This is a genomic window from Pseudomonas sp. S3_E10 (assembly GCF_054667615.1).
Map to the genome: position 1 here is coordinate 5,995,961 of NZ_CP162743.1, position 17,277 is coordinate 6,013,237.

The 17,277-nt window shown below is 61.6% G+C and carries 18 protein-coding genes; 8 read left to right on the plus strand and 10 right to left on the minus strand.

What is annotated here, in order from left to right; translation table 11 throughout:
- Positions 1-246 precede the first annotated feature (246 nt).
- Positions 247-999 carry an OBAP family protein gene (locus tag AB4N98_RS27575; protein WP_460149129.1) on the plus strand — a complete coding sequence of 251 codons (753 nt, stop codon included), beginning with the start codon at positions 247-249 and terminating at the stop codon, positions 997-999.
- 128 nt (positions 1,000-1,127) lie between these two features.
- Positions 1,128-1,325: a hypothetical protein gene (locus AB4N98_RS27580; protein WP_065879120.1), complete on the plus strand. Its 198-nt coding sequence runs from the start codon at positions 1,128-1,130 to the stop codon at positions 1,323-1,325.
- Here the strand turns inward: AB4N98_RS27580 and AB4N98_RS27585 are convergent.
- From AB4N98_RS27585 to AB4N98_RS27625, 9 genes are all read right to left on the minus strand, one after another.
- Complete coding sequence (locus AB4N98_RS27585) at positions 1,275-2,261, minus strand: SDR family oxidoreductase (RefSeq protein ID WP_135196289.1); 987 nt, start codon at positions 2,259-2,261, stop codon at positions 1,275-1,277. The two genes, AB4N98_RS27580 and AB4N98_RS27585, sit on opposite strands and share 51 nt — an antisense overlap.
- 115 nt (positions 2,262-2,376) lie before the next feature.
- Positions 2,377-3,987 carry a gamma-glutamyltransferase family protein gene (locus AB4N98_RS27590; protein ID WP_135196290.1) on the minus strand — a complete coding sequence of 537 codons (1,611 nt, stop codon included), beginning with the start codon at positions 3,985-3,987 and terminating at the stop codon, positions 2,377-2,379.
- 22 nt (positions 3,988-4,009) lie between these two features.
- Complete coding sequence (locus tag AB4N98_RS27595; RefSeq protein WP_017529063.1) at positions 4,010-4,789, minus strand: amino acid ABC transporter ATP-binding protein; 780 nt, start codon at positions 4,787-4,789, stop codon at positions 4,010-4,012.
- A 2-nt stretch (positions 4,790-4,791) separates the two neighbouring features.
- Positions 4,792-5,568 carry an amino acid ABC transporter permease gene (locus AB4N98_RS27600; protein WP_017529062.1) on the minus strand — a complete coding sequence of 259 codons (777 nt, stop codon included), beginning with the start codon at positions 5,566-5,568 and terminating at the stop codon, positions 4,792-4,794.
- A gap of 12 nt (positions 5,569-5,580) precedes the next feature.
- Positions 5,581-6,390 (minus strand): ABC transporter substrate-binding protein, encoded by an 810-nt coding sequence (locus AB4N98_RS27605; RefSeq protein ID WP_017529061.1) that lies wholly within the window; start codon positions 6,388-6,390, stop codon positions 5,581-5,583.
- 63 nt (positions 6,391-6,453) lie between these two features.
- On the minus strand, positions 6,454-7,125 hold the full coding sequence (locus AB4N98_RS27610) for a GntR family transcriptional regulator (protein ID WP_135196291.1): 672 nt from the start codon (positions 7,123-7,125) through the stop codon (positions 6,454-6,456).
- Positions 7,126-7,351: 226 nt separating this feature from the next.
- On the minus strand, positions 7,352-8,884 hold the full coding sequence (locus AB4N98_RS27615; RefSeq protein WP_017529059.1) for a sensor domain-containing diguanylate cyclase: 1,533 nt from the start codon (positions 8,882-8,884) through the stop codon (positions 7,352-7,354).
- 187 nt (positions 8,885-9,071) lie between these two features.
- The gene (locus tag AB4N98_RS27620) at positions 9,072-9,302 is read right to left on the minus strand and encodes a hypothetical protein (RefSeq protein WP_065879122.1); all 231 of its coding nucleotides are present in this window, start codon (positions 9,300-9,302) and stop codon (positions 9,072-9,074) included.
- A gap of 106 nt (positions 9,303-9,408) precedes the next feature.
- Positions 9,409-10,299, minus strand: a complete 891-nt coding sequence (locus AB4N98_RS27625) for a LysR family transcriptional regulator (protein WP_460149130.1) — start codon at positions 10,297-10,299, stop codon at positions 9,409-9,411.
- Positions 10,300-10,464: 165 nt separating this feature from the next.
- Between AB4N98_RS27625 and AB4N98_RS27630 the strand changes: the two genes are divergently transcribed.
- The 5 genes from AB4N98_RS27630 (at position 10,465) to AB4N98_RS27650 (ending at position 16,144) form a co-directional block, all read left to right on the plus strand.
- Positions 10,465-11,547: a 4-oxalomesaconate tautomerase gene (locus AB4N98_RS27630; protein ID WP_017529056.1), complete on the plus strand. Its 1,083-nt coding sequence runs from the start codon at positions 10,465-10,467 to the stop codon at positions 11,545-11,547.
- 43 nt (positions 11,548-11,590) lie between these two features.
- A complete protein-coding gene (locus AB4N98_RS27635) occupies positions 11,591-12,904 on the plus strand; it encodes a dicarboxylate/amino acid:cation symporter (protein WP_026067359.1) in 1,314 nt (437 codons plus the stop codon).
- A gap of 134 nt (positions 12,905-13,038) precedes the next feature.
- Complete coding sequence (locus AB4N98_RS27640; RefSeq protein ID WP_137220390.1) at positions 13,039-14,343, plus strand: CitMHS family transporter; 1,305 nt, start codon at positions 13,039-13,041, stop codon at positions 14,341-14,343.
- 95 nt (positions 14,344-14,438) lie between these two features.
- Positions 14,439-15,683 (plus strand): OprD family porin, encoded by a 1,245-nt coding sequence (locus AB4N98_RS27645; RefSeq protein WP_460149558.1) that lies wholly within the window; start codon positions 14,439-14,441, stop codon positions 15,681-15,683.
- A 206-nt stretch (positions 15,684-15,889) separates the two neighbouring features.
- Positions 15,890-16,144, plus strand: a complete 255-nt coding sequence (locus AB4N98_RS27650) for a hypothetical protein (RefSeq protein WP_017529052.1) — start codon at positions 15,890-15,892, stop codon at positions 16,142-16,144.
- A 33-nt stretch (positions 16,145-16,177) separates the two neighbouring features.
- On the opposite strand, the gene AB4N98_RS27655 is transcribed toward AB4N98_RS27650, so the two are convergent.
- On the minus strand, positions 16,178-16,678 hold the full coding sequence (locus AB4N98_RS27655; protein ID WP_116078859.1) for a CinA family protein: 501 nt from the start codon (positions 16,676-16,678) through the stop codon (positions 16,178-16,180).
- A 123-nt stretch (positions 16,679-16,801) separates the two neighbouring features.
- On the opposite strand from AB4N98_RS27655, the gene AB4N98_RS27660 reads away from it, so the two are divergent.
- On the plus strand, positions 16,802-17,224 hold the full coding sequence (locus tag AB4N98_RS27660; RefSeq protein ID WP_068931815.1) for a low affinity iron permease family protein: 423 nt from the start codon (positions 16,802-16,804) through the stop codon (positions 17,222-17,224).
- Positions 17,225-17,277: the final 53 nt, after the last annotated feature.

Below are 17,277 nucleotides of genomic sequence, written 5' to 3' on the forward strand. Positions count from 1 at the left end.
TTGGAAGGCGCGCCTACTTTTATGTGAAGCGAGCACCCAGAGGAAATTTCAAAATAAAGCGATGCATTTCGACCAGCGGTTATGTGCTACAGGCCAAGCGAAACGGCGGCCCTGGCGTGCCGAGTGCCGTCAGCGTTATCGCGATTGAACGCCTGTTTGGCCGCACCTTCTAATGCTTGCACTGCCTGAACCTGGCAAGCGCCCCCCATGCACACCTCGATCAATCGACCATGGAAGGTATCCGAAATGAACCACACCACACTCCACGTACTCTGCCTGACTACCGCCGTTACTCTGCTCACAGCCTGTGCCGGCAATAACTCGGCCTCCAATGTCGTGGCGCCTGGTAAGGCGAAATCACCAACCCTGCAATCTCTCGACGCCGGGGCGGCGCTGCTCCAATCGCGCCCGCCCATCGATGCGCTGAACGCTTACCTGGACGGCTTCCACTTTTATAATGGCCACCCCGACGTGCAAATGGAGGCCCATCATTACTGCTCGGTGCTCAACGAAGAAGTGATCCAGTGCGTGATCTACGACGGCAATCGCAAGGATGCAAAGTTGATGGGCGTGGAATACATCATCAGCGAACCATTGTTCGGCACGCTGCCGGCCGCTGAAAAAGCGTTGTGGCACAGCCACGTGCATGAAGTGAAATCAGGCCAGTTGGTCGCACCCGGCATCCCCGAAACGGCCGAGCACGCCCTGATGGAAAAACTCGTGCATACCTATGGCAAGACTTGGCACACCTGGCATACCGACCTCAACAAGCGTCTGCCGCTGGGTGTCCCTCAGCTCATGATGGGGTTCACCGCCGACGGCCAGGCCGACCCGGGCATGGTCGCCGAGCGCGACCAGCGCATGGGCATCGACAGCGCCGAAAAAAAGCAGGCGCGCATCGACATCGTCGCGCCGCCGATCGCACCCGGCGCCGACGCATGGCGCCAGGGCACTGTCATCCAGATCATCGACCCGACCGCAACGGCCCATCAGCATTGAACGCGGCGCTGGCCATCCGAGCCTGCCCGGCACGTCAGTCGATCCAAGGGAACAACCGGTCGAGTGCAGCGTCATCATTAAAAACGCGGGGCATTTGGCCCCGCTATCGCGCATAAAGGATGGCAATCATGTTCGATAAAAAAACCCGCTACATCGTCAGTTTCATCCACGACAACCAGCCGCAAAGCCGGACGCTGGAGCATGACAGCGACAGCCTCGCAAACACCGCGCTGACGCTGAACGGCTTTGGCTATCGCTGGTTTCGATGCCACGGTTCAGAACCACAGCAAAACCATCGCACCGACCAGCGCCAACACCGCGGATAACGCCGACACCTGAGTGGAGGTCAGCGCCAGCGCGCTGTCGCGGGAGCGGCCGACGAAACGGCCGCGAGTGCGGTGCAGTTCAGCGCTCAGCGGTTGGCACAAGTTGTCGCCGTGGTCGCCGCTCTCATCTTCCTGGCTCATTTGGCCCGGATAGCACTGCCGCGCGAGCATATGATCGAGCAGCCCCGGGATCAGGCAACTGCCGACAATCGCCTTGATGCTTTCCATGCCCAGCCACAACTCGCGCGGCGTGCGCCGCACCACACTGAAGATCGCCCGAGCGGCCACGTCGGGGTCGTGGATGGGTGGCACCGGTTGCGGGCGTTTGTCGAGTTTGTTGCGCGCCCAGTCGAACTGCGGCGTGTTGATCGCCGGCAACTGCACCATGCACACACGAATGCGACTGCGCTCGTGCAGCAGCTCACAACGCAGCGCGTCGGTAAACCCGCGAACGGCGAACTTGGCGCCGCAATAAGCCGATTGCAAAGGAATGGCGCGATAGGCCAGCGCCGAGCCCACCTGGATGATCACGCCGCTATTGCGCGGGCGCAGCAATTTCAAGGCGGCCAGCGTGCCATTAACGGTGCCCAGGTAAGTGACGTCGGTGACGCGGCGGATTTCCTGCGCGGTGAGTTTTTCAATGGGTGAGAACGCCGTGACCATCGCGGAATTTACCCACACCTGCAGCGGGCCCAGTTGCGCCTCAAGCGCAAGGGCCGCCGCTTCAAGCGCCTGCGCATCGGCCACATCGACACTTATCGCCGTGACCGCCTGGCCGTACTGCGCCAGCTCTTCGCGCGTTGCCGCCAGAGCGGCCTCATCGCGTGCCAGCAGGCCGATGCGGTAACCGGCGGCGGCGAAACGATGCGCCGTGGCCCGCCCTACCCCCGCGCTCGCACCGCAGATCACCACCAGGCCGTTGTTCTGCTGATCCATTGCCACCTCCCACACGTTTGTGACGTCGCCTGCCCTCAACAAAATGGACGATAGGCAAACGCCGACAGTTCGATATTTTTGGAGGCCATGGTCGGCGCAGCGCCTGTGCAGCCGCTTACCACACCGCGATATGTGAGTCGGCCCTGGGCTCGGTGCCGCCGCACAGCACGCCGCTGAGCGGATCGCGCAGGATGATCTGCCCACGCCCGTAGTCGGTCAGGTCGCTGTCGGTCTGCACCTTGTGCCCGCGCCGTGCCAGCGCATTGACCAGGTCGCGGGAAGCGCCATGTTCGATGCCGACCTTCATGTCGCCCAGCCATTGCCAGCGCGGCGCGTCCAATGCCGCCTGAGGGTTGAGGCCGAAGTCCACCAGGTTCATCACCATTTGCACGTGGCCCTGGGGTTGCATATAGCCGCCCATTACGCCGAACGGCCCCAGCGCCTGACCACCCTGGCTGAGAAAGCCGGGGATGATGGTGTGGAAGGTTTTCTTGCCGGGTGCCAGGCAATTGGCATGAGTGGGGTCAAGGCTGAATTCCTGCCCGCGATTCTGCAGGGCGATGCCGCTGTCGGGCAGCACCACGCCGGAACCGAAGCCGTGGTAGTTGCTCTGGATAAACGAGACCATATTACCTTCGGCATCCGCCGTGGCCAGGTACACCGTGCCGCTGGCATGGGGGTCGCCGGGCTTGGGAGGCTGGGCCTGTTCGCCGATCTGGCCACGCCGGCGCGTGCTGTAGTCGTCGCTGAGCAGGTCGGCCACCGCCACGCGCATATGCGCAGGGTCTGTGATGTAGTGCAGGCCGTCGCTGTAGGCGAGCTTCATCGCTTCCAACTGACGATGCCAGGTTTGCTGGCTGTCGCGGTGGTCGAAGCTGAAGCCTTCAAGGATCTTCAACGCCATCAGTGCGACCAGGCCCTGGCCGCTGGGCGGGATTTCCCAAACGTCGACGCCCCGGTAATTGATGTGGATCGGCGCGACCCACTGCGCGCGGTAATCCTTGAGGTCGCTGGCGCGCAGGTAACCACCGCTGGCGCGCGAGTGCGCATCCAGGCGCTCGGCCAGGGCGCCGCGATACAGGCTTTCGCAGCGGGTGGCGGCCAGTTCTTCCAAGGTGCGGGCCTGGGCCGGGTTGCGAAAAATCTCCCCCGCCTGGGGCGCACGGCCGTTGATGAGGAACGTGTCGAACCAGGCCGCCAGCACGTCATCGCGGTGGGGGCTGAATTCGTTCAAGGCCAGCTGCCATTGATGGGCAACCACCGGTGACAACGGGAAACCCTCGCGCGCCAGGCTGATGGCCGGCTGCAGTAACTCGGCAAACGGCAACTTGCCGAAGCGTTGCGACAGCTCAGCCCAGGCCGATGGGCAGCCCGGCACGGTGACGGGAGTCCAGCCGTACAGCGGCATCTGTGGGTGCCCCGCCGCCTTGACCGCCTCGATACTCAAGGCCGCCGGCGCATGGCCGTTGCCGTTCAGGCCGTGCAACTGGCCCTTGCACCAGACCAGGGCAAACGCGTCGCCGCCCAGGCCGCAGCCGGTGGGTTCAACCACCGTAAGCGCCGCCGCCGTGGCAATGGCGGCGTCGATGGCATTGCCGCCGTTCTGCATGATCTGGATACCGGCCTGGGCGGCCAGTGGTTGGGAGGCGGCGACCATGCCGCGTCTGGCAAACACACTTTGGCGTTGCGACGGATAAGGGTATTCGTGAGCAGAGAATTTCAACATGGCTAAGGCTCTTGAAAAAGGGTCATAACACGCGGCTGAGAAACGCCCGGGTACGCGGATGGCTGGGGTGGCTGAAAATCTGTTCCGGCGGCCCCTGTTCGATCAGCTCGCCCTGATCAAGCACCACCACGCGGTCGGCCACTTCACGGGCGAAGCCCATTTCATGGGTGACCACCACCATGGTCATGCCCTCCTCGGCCAGTTCTTTCATCACCTGCAAGACCTCGCCGACGGTTTCCGGGTCGAGGGCGCTGGTGGGTTCGTCAAACAGCATCGCCTGGGGTTTCATCGCCAGCGCACGGGCAATCGCCACCCGTTGCTGCTGGCCACCGGAGAGCATCGACGGATAATGGCCGGCCTTGTCCGCCAGGCCGACCCGCGCCAACAAGCCACGCGCCTGCTCCAGCGCCGCCGCGCGCGGCACGCCGAGCACCTGGATCGGCGCTTCGATGATGTTCTCCAGCGCCGTCATGTGCGGGAACAGGTTGAAGCGCTGGAACACCATGCCGATGTCGCGGCGCTGGCGGGCGATGTTGCGCTCCGACTCGCGCACCAGGCTGCCGTCGCTGCGTTCGCGATACCCCATGGCGCGGCCATTGACGCGTATGCGCCCGCCCTGAATGTCTTCAAGCAGGTTGATGCAACGGATAAAGGTGGTCTTGCCGGAGCCGGAGGCACCGATCAGCACCACCACTTCGCCGCGCCGCACTTGTAGGGAAATGCCCTTGAGGATCTGCAACTCGCCGAACGCCTTCTGAACATCCAGGGCCTCAATGATCAGCTCTTCACTTTGGTGCGCCATGCTTAACGTCCTCTCAGCAATTTGAGGGTGCTGCGACCGAACATGCGGCTGGCGGCCGGCGGTGGCGCTGACGGTCGATCGGACTGGCCGAAGCGGTGTTCGAGCCAGCGCTGGAAAAAGCCCCACAGCGTGGTCAGCGTGAGGAAATACAGGGCCACCACCAGGTACAACTCGAACACGCGAAAGGTCGCCGAGGTGATCATCTGCGTGCTGAGCAGCAATTCCTGCACGCCGATCACGCTGACCAGCGTGGTGTTTTTGAGCATCACGTTGAACTCGTTGCCCAGCGGCGGCACGATCACCCGGAACGCCTGGGGCAGCACGATGCGCCGCATCAATTTGGCAAAGCCCATGCCCAGGGAACGTCCGGCTTCGTATTGGCCCTTGTCCACCGCGCCGATGCCGGCGCGGATGATCTCGGCCATGTACGCGCCTTCATTCAGGCCCAGAGCAATGATCGCCGCCTGGATATTGCCGGGGATCATCAGCCCGAACAGCTCGATGTCCTCGAAGCGGAAGATCCCGCCGGCCGCCAGCGCGGTGTACAAAAACACGATCTGCACCAGTAACGGCGTGCCGCGCATCAGCCACACGTAAAAGCGCACCGGCAGGTGCAGCAGCGGGTTCTTCGACAGGCGCAACAGCGCCGCCCCCAGGCCCAGCGCGCAGCCGAGCAGCATCGCCAGCACGCTGATCAGGCACGTCAGCCACAGCCCGGTGAGGTACACCCCACTGGGCTGCAGCAGGTACTGCCAGAACACATCCCAATTGAAATTCATCGTGCGGTTGCCTCAGTCGAGTGTGTCGCTGCTGACATGCCATTTGTTTAGCAACTGCACGTAGCTGCCGTCGCTGCGCATGTCGCTGATGATCTGCTGCACGGCGGCGCTCAGTTGCGGGTCGTCCTTGCGCATGCCAAGGCCTGTGAGGATGCGGCTGAACGCGGGCACGCCTTCCTGGAACAGGTCCGGGGCCATCGCGGCGTAATAGCCGGCGGTTTCCACGGTGGTGCCATAGGCATCGACCTGGCTGATGCGCAAGGCCTGGAAGGCATCGGTGTCGGTGTTGTACACCACCAGTTTCATCGGTGGCTTGCCGGCCTTGGCGAGGCTTTCGTTGTGGGCGTCGAGCAGGGTCTTGATGGTGGAGCCGTTGAGCACCGCCACTTTGTGCGTGGACAGGTCATCCAGGGTCTTGATGCCCTTGGGGTTGCCCTTGGGCACCACCACTGACTGGCTGGAATACATGTAGTTGACGATGTCGATTACCTGGCGCCGCTCGGGCTTGTCGAACAGCTGGTCGACGATCATGTCGCACTGCTGGGCGAGCAGCGCGGGCACCAGGCCGGAGAACGGAATCACCCGCCACTGCACCTGTTTGTCGCCCAGGCGTTTGGCGATTTCCAAGCCCAGGTCAATGGTAAGCCCACGCGGTTTCTGGGCTTCGTCGAAGGACACCAGGGGCGGTGAATCCATCCCCGAGCAATAGGTGAGTTTGTCGACTTTTTGCAGGCGCTCCGGCACCTGCGGTGCGGCAGTTACCCATTGGCTGCAGAAAGCGAGAGAGATAGCCACCAGCAAGGCGCGGCGTTGTTTATGCATGACCAGACACTCCAGTTCGTTGAATAACGGGGCAGGACACAACGTCAAAACACGACAGCTTTCTTAGTGTTCGGATTGCAGAAATTGAATCAGCGCCGGCACCGTGCCTTCGATGTGCTCGCGCACCACGGCTTCGGCGCGAGCGGCGTCGCCGGCGCGAATCGCATCAAGGATCACGGCATGTTCCTGACGCGCGCTGAGGGGTTTTTCGCTGTGCTGCAGCCACAAGCGCATGGGCGCCTCCACCAGCGAATACAGCGCCGATATCTGCTTCATCAGGCGCGGGCGGCCGCTGAGGCTGCACAGGTACTCGTGGAAGGCGCGGTGGCAGCGGACCCACGCGGCGCTCTCGTCGCGGTAGTCATCCATTTCGTCCAGCAGACGCTCCAACGCGGCCAGTTGGCGCTCACCGATGCGCCCGACGGCAACCCGCACCGCCAAGCCTTCAAGAGCGCTACGCATCTCGAACACCTCGTGCAGTTCTTCGATATCCAGGCCACTGACAATCGCGCCGCGGTTGGGGCGCAGGGTTACCAGGCCCTGGGCATCCAGGCGCCGAAACGCTTCGCGCACCGGCATGCGGCTCATGCCGATCTCGCTGGCGATGTCCTCGGCGATCAGCCGATCACCTTTGCGGTAGCGGCCGCCGCAGATGGCGTCGAGCAGGAAGTTGTAGGCCTCCTCCTCGGCAGTGAGGGGCTGTCGACGGTCAATGTAAGCGGGAGCAAATTGCATGGGCGGGATCTCTGTATTTTTGTATCCAATTATCCACGGATACAATAAAGCAGAATCTGTGCCAGCCGACCCAGCGCCGCGTTAAGCGGCTGATTTGAATGGATTCGTTCGTTTATTCGCAGCAGAGATGGCAACCGAAGGGCGCGCTACGTGCTACCTAATGGCACAGCGACTGCCCGTTTCTGTGCCGCAAAGTAGCGGGTGAGCGCTGGACGGGCTAGCGCAGTTAGCTCGCGAGTGGGTCGCCTTTTGGGGTGTCGCCCTGCAGGAAAAACCGATTGCGGCCCGCCGCTTTGGCGCGGTAAAGCGACTGATCGGCGGCTTCGACAAACCCGAGCACCGGCTGCAACTGCGCGCCGGTCGCCGTAGCAATGCCAATGCTCACACTCACGCGCGCAAACGGGCTGCCCGGATGGGGAATGTTTTCCTGGTGCAGACGGTCGAGTATCAATTGCGCCACCACCTCTGCGCCCTGGCTGCCGGTCGCGGGCATGATGATTGCCATTTCCTCGCCGCCGTAACGTGCGACCAGGTCAGACGGGCGTCGCACACACGCTTGCAATAGCGTGGCGACCGCTTGCAGACAGGCATCGCCGGCAACGTGGCCGAGCGCATCGTTGAACCGCTTGAAGTGATCGATATCGATCATCAGCAAGGCCAGCGGTAAACCGTCGCGCTGTGCCCGGCGTGCTTCCACCGCCAGTGTTTCATCGAAACAGCGCCGGTTCGCCAGGCCGGTCAGCGCATCCTTCATCGCCAACAGTTCCAGTTGCCGGTTCGACTCAAGCAATTGTTGCTGAGCGATGTGCAACGCCGCTTCCGCGAGGGTGCGTCGGCGTATGTCCAGCAGCAGGAGCCAGCCGATCAGCCCGGTCAACCCCAAAAGCCCCGCCACCACCACCGCCGATAGCGCCGCCTCGGTGCGCCATGCGGCGAGCGCTTCGTCCTTGCCCAACGCCACGGTGGTGATCAGTGGCAAGGTTTCGCTTTTGCGATACGCATACAGCCGCTCCACGCCATCCAGGCTGGAGGTGTACGAGGCGGTGCCTACGGATTGCTCGACCAGGTATTTGGCATAGATCGGCGACTTGGAAAAGTTGCGGCCCATGTCCTGCTCGCGGAAGGGATAGCGCACCAACAAGGTGCCATCGGTGTAGGACAAACCAATGGCGCCGTCCCGGCCGACGTCAATTTTGCCAAACACGCGCAAGAAATTCTCCACCCCCAGCGTCACGGCCACCACCCCGGCGAACTGCCCCTGAGCGTCATTGAAGCGACGGCTGATGGTGATCACCCACTCCCGATTGGAACGGCTCTGGATCGGCGGGCCAATAAACGGCTCACGGCTGGGATCGTCGCGATGGTGAATGAAATAAGCACGGTCGCGGCTGTTGGCCCCCACCGGAATCGGCCGGTTGGACGACATCAACCAGCGCCCCTGATTGTCATAGAGCGTGATGCCACTGAGCTGCGGCATCAAGGGCAGCTTGCGGTTGATCAGCGCACTGATTCGCTGGATCTGCGCCGGGCCATCGCCTTCGGTTTCCAGGCGCTCGACCAGCCCGAGCAACAACAGCGAGCTTTGCCGCACGACGCCTTCGGTGTAGGTGTTCAGTGCCTGGGTCAGGTTCAAGCCATGAACGTCTACCTCGGCCAGCGCCCGCTCACGGGACGACAGGATTTTCCAGACTGTCAGCGAAGTCAGCGAGCAGCCAATCATCAGCAGCAAGAGCATTACAAGGCGGGTATCACGCTTCACATCAGTACCTTAAGGAAGTCCGGTTTCCATTCCAGCCATCATTTGAACATCGGCACTTTACGGTGGCCACGTGTTCCCAGGCGCGAGCATACAAGCAGTGCGACGCGGCCGCAGCAACAGAGTGCGTGCTCGCACCCCCTTATTGATCGGACTCAACGCATGCTCCAGGCCAAGCGACGCCTGACGTTCAGTCAGCTGCGTCGTTATCGGACGAGGGCACGCGGTCAATCCCGGGAGTGCCGTTGGCAGGCTTGGCGCTGTCTTCGCCCGCGGGAGGACCGCTCTCGGGGTGGTCCCAATCGGTTGTCGCGTTAGGGTCTTCGTCACGGCCGGCTGTACCGATCACGCAGCCGTCTTCGTTGGGTGTGCCAGCTTCTTCAACGGGCCGGTACTGTTGGTTGGATGGCTCATGTTTCATGGAAAAATCTCCAGTTCACAGGATAGGAACCCGTTTGGAGCGACCGCTGAAGACCAAGTGCAACGAAAAGGACGAATGGCATGGGCGCAATGCCTTTAACCGGTGACTATTGCGGCCATTGTTCAAGCAGTATCGAAACGAATTTTTCCGCCGCCGGCGACAGTGATGCCCCGCGCCGGTAAACCAGGCCCAACGAACGGTTCACCACGGGTTCGATGAGCGGCACGCTGACCAAGGTCGGGTGATCGTGGGAAGGCATGGCCAGGCTTGGCATCGCCGAAACGCCCAGCCCGGCTTCCACCAGGCCCAGCGACGTCGAGAGGTGTTGCACCTCGTAAAACCACTGCGGGCGCCAGCTCGAGCCAGACAGGGCGTGATCCAGCAGCATGCGGTTGCCGCTCAGGCGCCCGACTCCGATCAGGCGGTAATCGCTCAGTTCAGACCAGGTGACCGACGTGCGCCCGGCCAACTCATGATCACGCCGGCAGGCCAGCACGAACGGCTCTATCACCAAGGGTACGAATTCGATATCCGGGTGTTGGCCACTCATCATGTTGATACCGAAATCGGCCTCCCCGCGCAGCACCGCTTCAAGCCCCTCGTTGGCGCTCAAGTCCAACAGGCGGATGCGGATTTTCGGGTAGCGCTCGTTGTACAGGCGAATCACCGACGGCAGGAAATAGAACGCGGCCGTCGGGATACACGCCAGGGTGACCCGGCCGATCTGGCGCTCGGCGAGTTCGCGGATGTTGAGAATCGACTCGTCGAAGTCATCCAGCAGGCGGCGCGCCTTGGGCAGAAAGTCGCGGCCGACGCTCGTGAGGCTGACCTTGCGCGTGGTGCGATCAAGCAATGCGGTGCCCAACCCTTCCTCGAGTTTTTTAATGCGGCGGCTGAGCGCGGGTTGCGACAGGTGCAATGCATCGGCGGCTTCGTGGAAGCTGCCCAGTTCGGCGATCTTCACGAAAGATCGAATATCGTTGAGCTCATAGTCCATGGCTTTTCTCATCGGCAGAGGGCGACGGGAGGTAATTTAGCGCACATTTTTCATTCGTCAAACGCAATAATCCCGTCAATCTTTGCATTGGAAACATTTTTGAAAGCTTGAGACTCTTGCCTCCAGAGCATCAATTACCTCGATTGATCAACAAGAGTCAGTCCCATGCAAAGAATTCCCTGTGTGCTGATGCGCGGTGGCACCTCCAAAGGCCCGGTTTTTCTCGACTGGGATTTGCCGGCGGCCATTGAGGCCCGTGACGAACTGCTGCTTAACCTGATGGGCTCCGGCCACGAGCTGGAGATCGACGGCATCGGTGGTGGCAGCCCGCAAACCAGCAAGGTGGCGATTGTCAGCCCGTCGCTGCACCCGGACGCAGACGTGGATTACCTGTTCGTTCAAGTGATGGTGTCGCAACGCCGGGTCGACAGCGCGCCCAACTGCGGCAATATGCTGTGCGCCGTCGGCCCGTTCGCCATCGAACAGGGCCTGGTCAAAGGCACGCCGGGGCGCACCCGGGTACGCATTCGCAACGTCAACACGGGCACCTTTATCCATTCCGAGGTGTACACACCGGAAGGTAAAGTCAGTTATGAAGGCGACACCGCCATCGACGGCGTGCCCGGCACCGCAGCACCGGTGCAATTGACGTTCCTCGACGCAGCCGGCAGCAAGACCGGCAAACTCTTCCCCACCGGCAACACGCAAGACGTGATCGAAGGCATCGCGGTGACCTGCATCGACATGGCAATGCCGATGGTGCTGATCCAAGCCAGCCAACTGGGCAAGCGTGGCGATGAAAGCCCGGCTGAACTGGACGCCGATAAAGACTTCCTGCGCCGCCTTGAATCATTGCGGCTCAAGGCCGGCCTGGCCATGGGCCTGGGCGATGTCAGCGACAAAGTGATTCCCAAGCCGGTACTGGTTTCGCCGGCCAAAGCCGGCGGTACGATCCAGGTCCGCTACTTCATGCCGCATAACTGCCACCGCGCCCTGGCCATTACCGGCTCGATTGGTTTGGCCACCGCCTGCGTGGCAGACGGCAGCATCGTCGCGCAGATGCTCGGCGGGGTCAGTACGCCGCGCCTGGAGGCGGTGCGTATCGAGCACCCCAGCGGCGGGATTGATGTTGTATTGTCCTACACCGGCGTCAAGGGTGAGACCATCCAGGCTTCCGTCGTACGGACCGCGCGCAGGCTTTTTTCCGGCTACGTCTATGCCACGGACTCGCAGCGCCTCGCCGGATAATCTCGGCGGCCGTTGGCATTTTTGCATCCGCACAATTCTAAAAATGGGTGATGCCATGAAAGTTGTTAAATCGCTCTACTTCCAGATTCTCTGCGCCGTGGTGTTGGGCATCGTGGTCGGACACTTCTGGGCCCAGCAGGCTATTGCCCTCAAACCGCTGGGTGATGCGTTCATCAAGCTGATCAAGATGATGATTGCCCCCGTGGTGTTCTGCACCATCGTCACCGGCATCGCCGGGATGAGCGACAAACGCTCGCTCGGCCGCCTGCTCAGCAAAACCATGCTGCTGTTCTTCGGGCTCACGGTGATCAGCCTGGTGATCGGGCTGGTGGCGGTGTACGTGTTCCAGCCGGGTGCCGGCATGAACATCGACCCCAGCCAACTGAGTACCAAGGGCCTGGCCCAGTACACCGAGTCGGCCGCGAAGCTTGGGGTGGTGGAGTTTTTCATGCACATCATCCCCGACACCTTTATCGGTGCCTTCAGTAAAGGGGAAGTGCTGCCGGTGCTGTTTATCGCGGTGTTGTCCGGTTTTGCGTTGTCGTCGCTGGGTGAACGTGGCAAGCCGGTGCTCGACGTACTCGAATCCGCCTCGCACATGGTGTTCAAGATCTTCGCCTACCTGATGCGTTTTGCGCCGGTTGGTGCTTTCGGCGCCTTGGCGTTCACCGTCGGCCAGTACGGCATCACCTCGCTGGGCTCGCTGGCCAAGCTGATCATGACCTTGTACATCGCCTGCGGCTTCTTCGTATTCGTCGTACTGGGCAGCGTTTGCCGCGCCAACGGTTTCAGCCTGTGGAAACTGCTGCGTTACTTTCGCGAAGAGTTCCTGGTGGTACTCGGCACGTCGTCCACGGAACCCGTCATGCCGCGCATGCTGGAGAAACTCGAAGCGCTGGGGTGCAAGAAAGGCGTGGTGGGCCTGGTGCTGCCCACCGGCTACTCGTTCAACCTGGACGGCACGGCTATCTACCTGTCGCTGGCGGCGATTTTCATTGCCCAGGCCTGCAACATTGACCTGAGCCTGACGCAGGTCATTACCATGCTGGCGATCATGCTGCTGTCCTCCAAGGGCGCGGCCGGCGTGACCGGCAGCGGGTTCGTGGCACTCGCGTCGACCCTGACGGTCATTCACGACATCCCCTTGGCCGGCCTGGCGTTGCTGATCGGCGTTGACCGCTTCATGTCTGAAGCGCGGGCCCTGACCAGCCTGGCCAGCAACGCGGTCGCGACGGTGGTGATGTCGATGTCTGAAAATGCCTGCAACCGCGAAACGCTGGCGCGAATGCTCGACGCAAAGCCCGATGCGGCCCAGGCAGAAGCCTGGGAAGACCTGAAGGTCGCCAAACGCGTCTAGCGCCAACCGCAAACACCTACCCCTGACTTGACCGAGCCCCCCTCCCCGCCAGGCGCCATTGTGCCGCCTGGCGGGCAAGGGCCCGTGCGCCTCGGCGTCAGCCATTCTTACGATAACAACAAGAGACTCGTCCTATGCTCGCTTTCCTTGGCCTGGCCATGGTGGTCGTATTCACCGTCCTCATCATGACGAAGCGTTTGTCGCCGATCGTCGCGCTCACCGTGGTGCCCATCGTCTTCGCGGTGATTGGCGGTTTCGGCGGCACCACCGGCAAGATGATGCTCGACGGCCTGAAAATGGTCGCGCCGTCCGCCGCCTTGCTGCTGTTTGCCATCCTGTTCTTTGGCCTGATGATCGACGCGGGGTTGTTCGACCCGCTGATCCGCAAAATCCTCAAGCGCGTCAACGGCGACCCGATGAAAATCGCGGTGGGCACGGCGCTGCTGTCATTGCTGGTGGCTCTGGACGGCGACGGCACCACTACCTACATGATTACCTGCGCGGCGATGCTGCCGCTGTATAAGCGCATCGGCATGAACCCGATGATCCTGGCGACCATCTCCATGCTGTCGTTGAGCATCATGAGCGGCATGACGCCTTGGGGCGGCCCCGCGACCCGGGCCATCGCCGCGTTGGGCCTGGATGCCGGCGAATACTTCGTGCCGTTGCTGCCAACGATGATCGGCGGCGCCATGTGGGTGGTGTTCACCGCCTTCATACTGGGGCGGGCCGAGCGCAAGCGTATCGGCAACGTGCAACTGCAAAGCGGTGGCGGCGATTGCTACATCAACGCCATTCTTGAAAACACCCCTCACAAGCGTCCGAAACTCGCCTACGTCAACCTGGCGCTGGTGGTTGCAGTGATGGTCGCGCTGGTGATGGGCCTCATGCACTCGGCGATCCTGTTCCTGATCGGCTTCGTGCTCGCGCTGATGATTAACTACCCGCAATTGGACATTCAGAAAGAACGCATCCTGGCGCACTCGGGCAACGCGATGACGGTGGTGCTGCTGGTATTTGCCGCCGGGATCTTTGCCGGGATTTTTTCCGGCACCAAGATGGTCGACGCCCTGGCGCAGACCCTGGTCGACTGGATTCCGCCGTCCTGGGGCCACCTGTTTCCGCTGGTGGTCGCGATCACCAGCATGCCGCTGACCTTCGTGCTGTCCAATGACGCCTACTATTTTGGCGTGGTACCGATCCTGGCCAATGCCGCGGCGGCATACGGCATCGCCCCGGTGGAAATTGCCCGGGCCTCGATCCTCGGGCAACCGGTGCACCTGATGAGCCCGCTGGTCGCCTCGACCCTGTTGCTGGTGGGCATGGTCGACCGTGATATCGGCGACTTCCAGAAAGCCACCGTCAAATGGGCGGTGCTGACCTCCCTGGTGGTGACCGCGCTGGCCTTGCTCACCGGGGCCATCAGCCTGTTTACCTGATTCATCTCCCTGCAGCCTTCCAGCGCGCCTCGCTTACGAGGCGCGTGTTGCCCTGTACGCCGAATAACAACAACGAGACGTTTGCCATGAACCCTATGTATACCCGTCGGGCCCTTTTTTGCGCGTTCGGCCTGGCCCCCCTCGCCGGTGCCAATGCCGAAGGCTTTATTGATGACAGCAAGCTCAAGCTGCAACTGCGCAATGTGTATTTCAACGAGCACTTTCGCGACGAACACGGCATGAGCGCACGGGCCGCGAGGACGGCAAAAAGCGAGCGCACCGAATGGGCACAGGGTTTCCTGCTGGACTATCAGTCCGGGTTCACCGCAGGCACCCTCGGTGTGGGCGTGGATGCCCTGGGGCTCTATGGCGTCAAGCTCGATTCAGGGCGCGGTCGCAGCGGCACGGGGCTGATGCCGGTGCATGATGACGGCCGCGCGGCCGGTGAATTTGCCAGCGCCGGCGCCACCGTCAAAGCCCGGTTCGCCAAAACCACCGTCAAGTACGGCACCCTGCTGCCCAAGACCCCGGTGCTGATTTACAACGACGCACGCTTATTGCCACAGACCTACCAGGGTACCCAGGTCACTAGCACCGACATCGAGAACCTGACCGTCACTGGCGGGCACCTGGACCGCTTCAAGTTGCGCGACTCCACCGACAGCGTGCCGATCGTGCCGGATGGCTACAGCGGCGAAAAGTCAGGGGACTTCAACTACGCCGGCGCCGAATACAAATGGGGCAAGAGCACCCGCCTGAGCTATTTCTACGGCGAACTCGAAAATTTCTACCGACAGAACTTCGCCGGTATCCAGCACGACCTGCCGTTGGTCGGTGGCGTGCTGACCGCCGACCTGCGCTACTTCAACAGCGTTGATAGCGGCTCGGCGTACGCAGGCAAAATCGACAATGACCTGCTCAGCGGTCAATTGTCCTACGCAATCGCTGGGCATACGCTCGGCGGCGGCTACCAGACCCTGCGCGGCGATGCCGGTTTGCCCTACATCAGCGGTGCCACCGTGTACTCGTTCAGCAACGCCGGTATCGGCAAGTTCATCGAGGAAGACGAGAAGACCTGGATGCTCAACTACGGCTACAACTTCGCCGCCGTCGGCGTGCCGGGCCTGACCTTCTCCGCATGCTACCTGAGCGGCAATGACGGCAAGTCCACCACAACAGTCAAGGAATGGGAGCGTGACGCCGAGCTGGCCTACGTTGTGCAGGCCGGCACGTTCAAGGGACTGGGTGTGCGCATGCGCAACTATGTCTACCGCTCCGAGTTCTCACGGGGCCGCGACAGCAACCGCCTCTACCTGACCTATGACATTGCCCTGTGGTAGTTCAATAAACGATGGGCTTCAGGCGTTTTTGCCCACTGGCCGGGGTCGCGTTCCACCCCCCCCCCGGCCAACCGATCAGCCAGCTCAGGTTACTTGTGCGCTCAAACGCGGCGCGTCGACCAGAACAGCCACTATCTCGCCAGTATTTACGCAGCGGTTTTCTCAGCTAGCCTTGTCGTGTTCCGACTTCTTGCCCCGGTGAATTAATGGACACGTTAACGAAAGCAGAAATTGAAGCGGCGCTGTCGGCGCGCCTGCCCAACTGCGCGGTCAAATGCGCGATCAACCCGGACAGCAGCCTGTCGGTTACGGTGTTGGCGCATGATGCCGAGCAGTTCACCATCGCCAATATCCAACGCGCGCACTATCACGGCCCATCGGGAATCAACCGGCTCACCCGGGAAATACTCGAAGAAATGGTCATGTCCAGGCAGTCGTCCCGACGGTCATCTGCGGGGTAATGGTTTCAAGGCCGGGCCCCGCTCGTCGAAGCGCTAAGCCTGTTCACCTGCCAGGGCGCGTTGATGAAAATGCGCCAGCCATTTCAAGGCATGCTCCGATGCGGCCTGTTGAACGTGCTCACGCCCGCCCATGAAGCGCTCTTTTCGACTGAACACACTCAGCCCGCGTCCGGTGCGAAAGGCCCACGCAAAACACACGGTGCCGGGCGGGATGCCGTCAACCGCGTCCGGGCCCAGTAGCCCCGTCGTCGCGATGGCAACATCCGCTGGGCTATCGCGCAGAGCGCCGCAAGCCATCTCTTGAGCCACCTCGCAACTGGTCAGGTTGAAGGTTTCCAGGGTGTACGCGCGTACGTTCAATAAGCGTTGTTTGGCTTGCGGCGAATAGACCACGTAGCCGCTTTCGATGCATGAACCCGCGCCCTCGACCTGCGACAGCAACGCGATGACTCTGCCGGCCGTGCATGACTCGGCCGTGGTGATAACCAATTGATTATGTTTAAGGTAATCGATGGTGGACGTGGCTACCGACATGCTCATGACTCCTGCGCGAAGGGCGTTTTCCTGATTGATTCTGGTAAAGCCCGGCGGGTTTGTAAAAAAGAATTTCGAGATTTTGCTGCGGTCTACAAAAGACCACAACAGAGGGATTCCATCATGAGCTTCACCAAATTTTGCCAAGCACTTTCCAACCGGGCCGGCAGCCCAAAAACCTTCGTCGTGGCTGTAACGCTGATCGCCGTCTGGGCGCTCACGGGGCCGTACTTCCACTACGACGATACCTGGCAACTGATCATCAATACCTCGACCACGATCATCACGTTCTTGATGGTTTTTTTGATCCAGAACACGCAAAACCGCGACAACGACATTCTGCATTTGAAGCTCGATGAGTTGATCCGTGCCACCAAGGAAGCGCACAACACGGTCTTGTCCCTGGATAAGCTGGGCGCGCAAGAGCTCAAGAAACTGCGCGAGCAGTACAGCGCGCTGGGCCAGAACGACCCCGCTGGCGAGAACCTGCCCAAGGCGCAGGACGACGCCGCAGCGCGGGTGGCCAGCCACGATCAGCAACATTGAATGCCAGCCTCCTTCGGTCATTTGAATTGAACGATCATTTGCAGGCCCGCCTC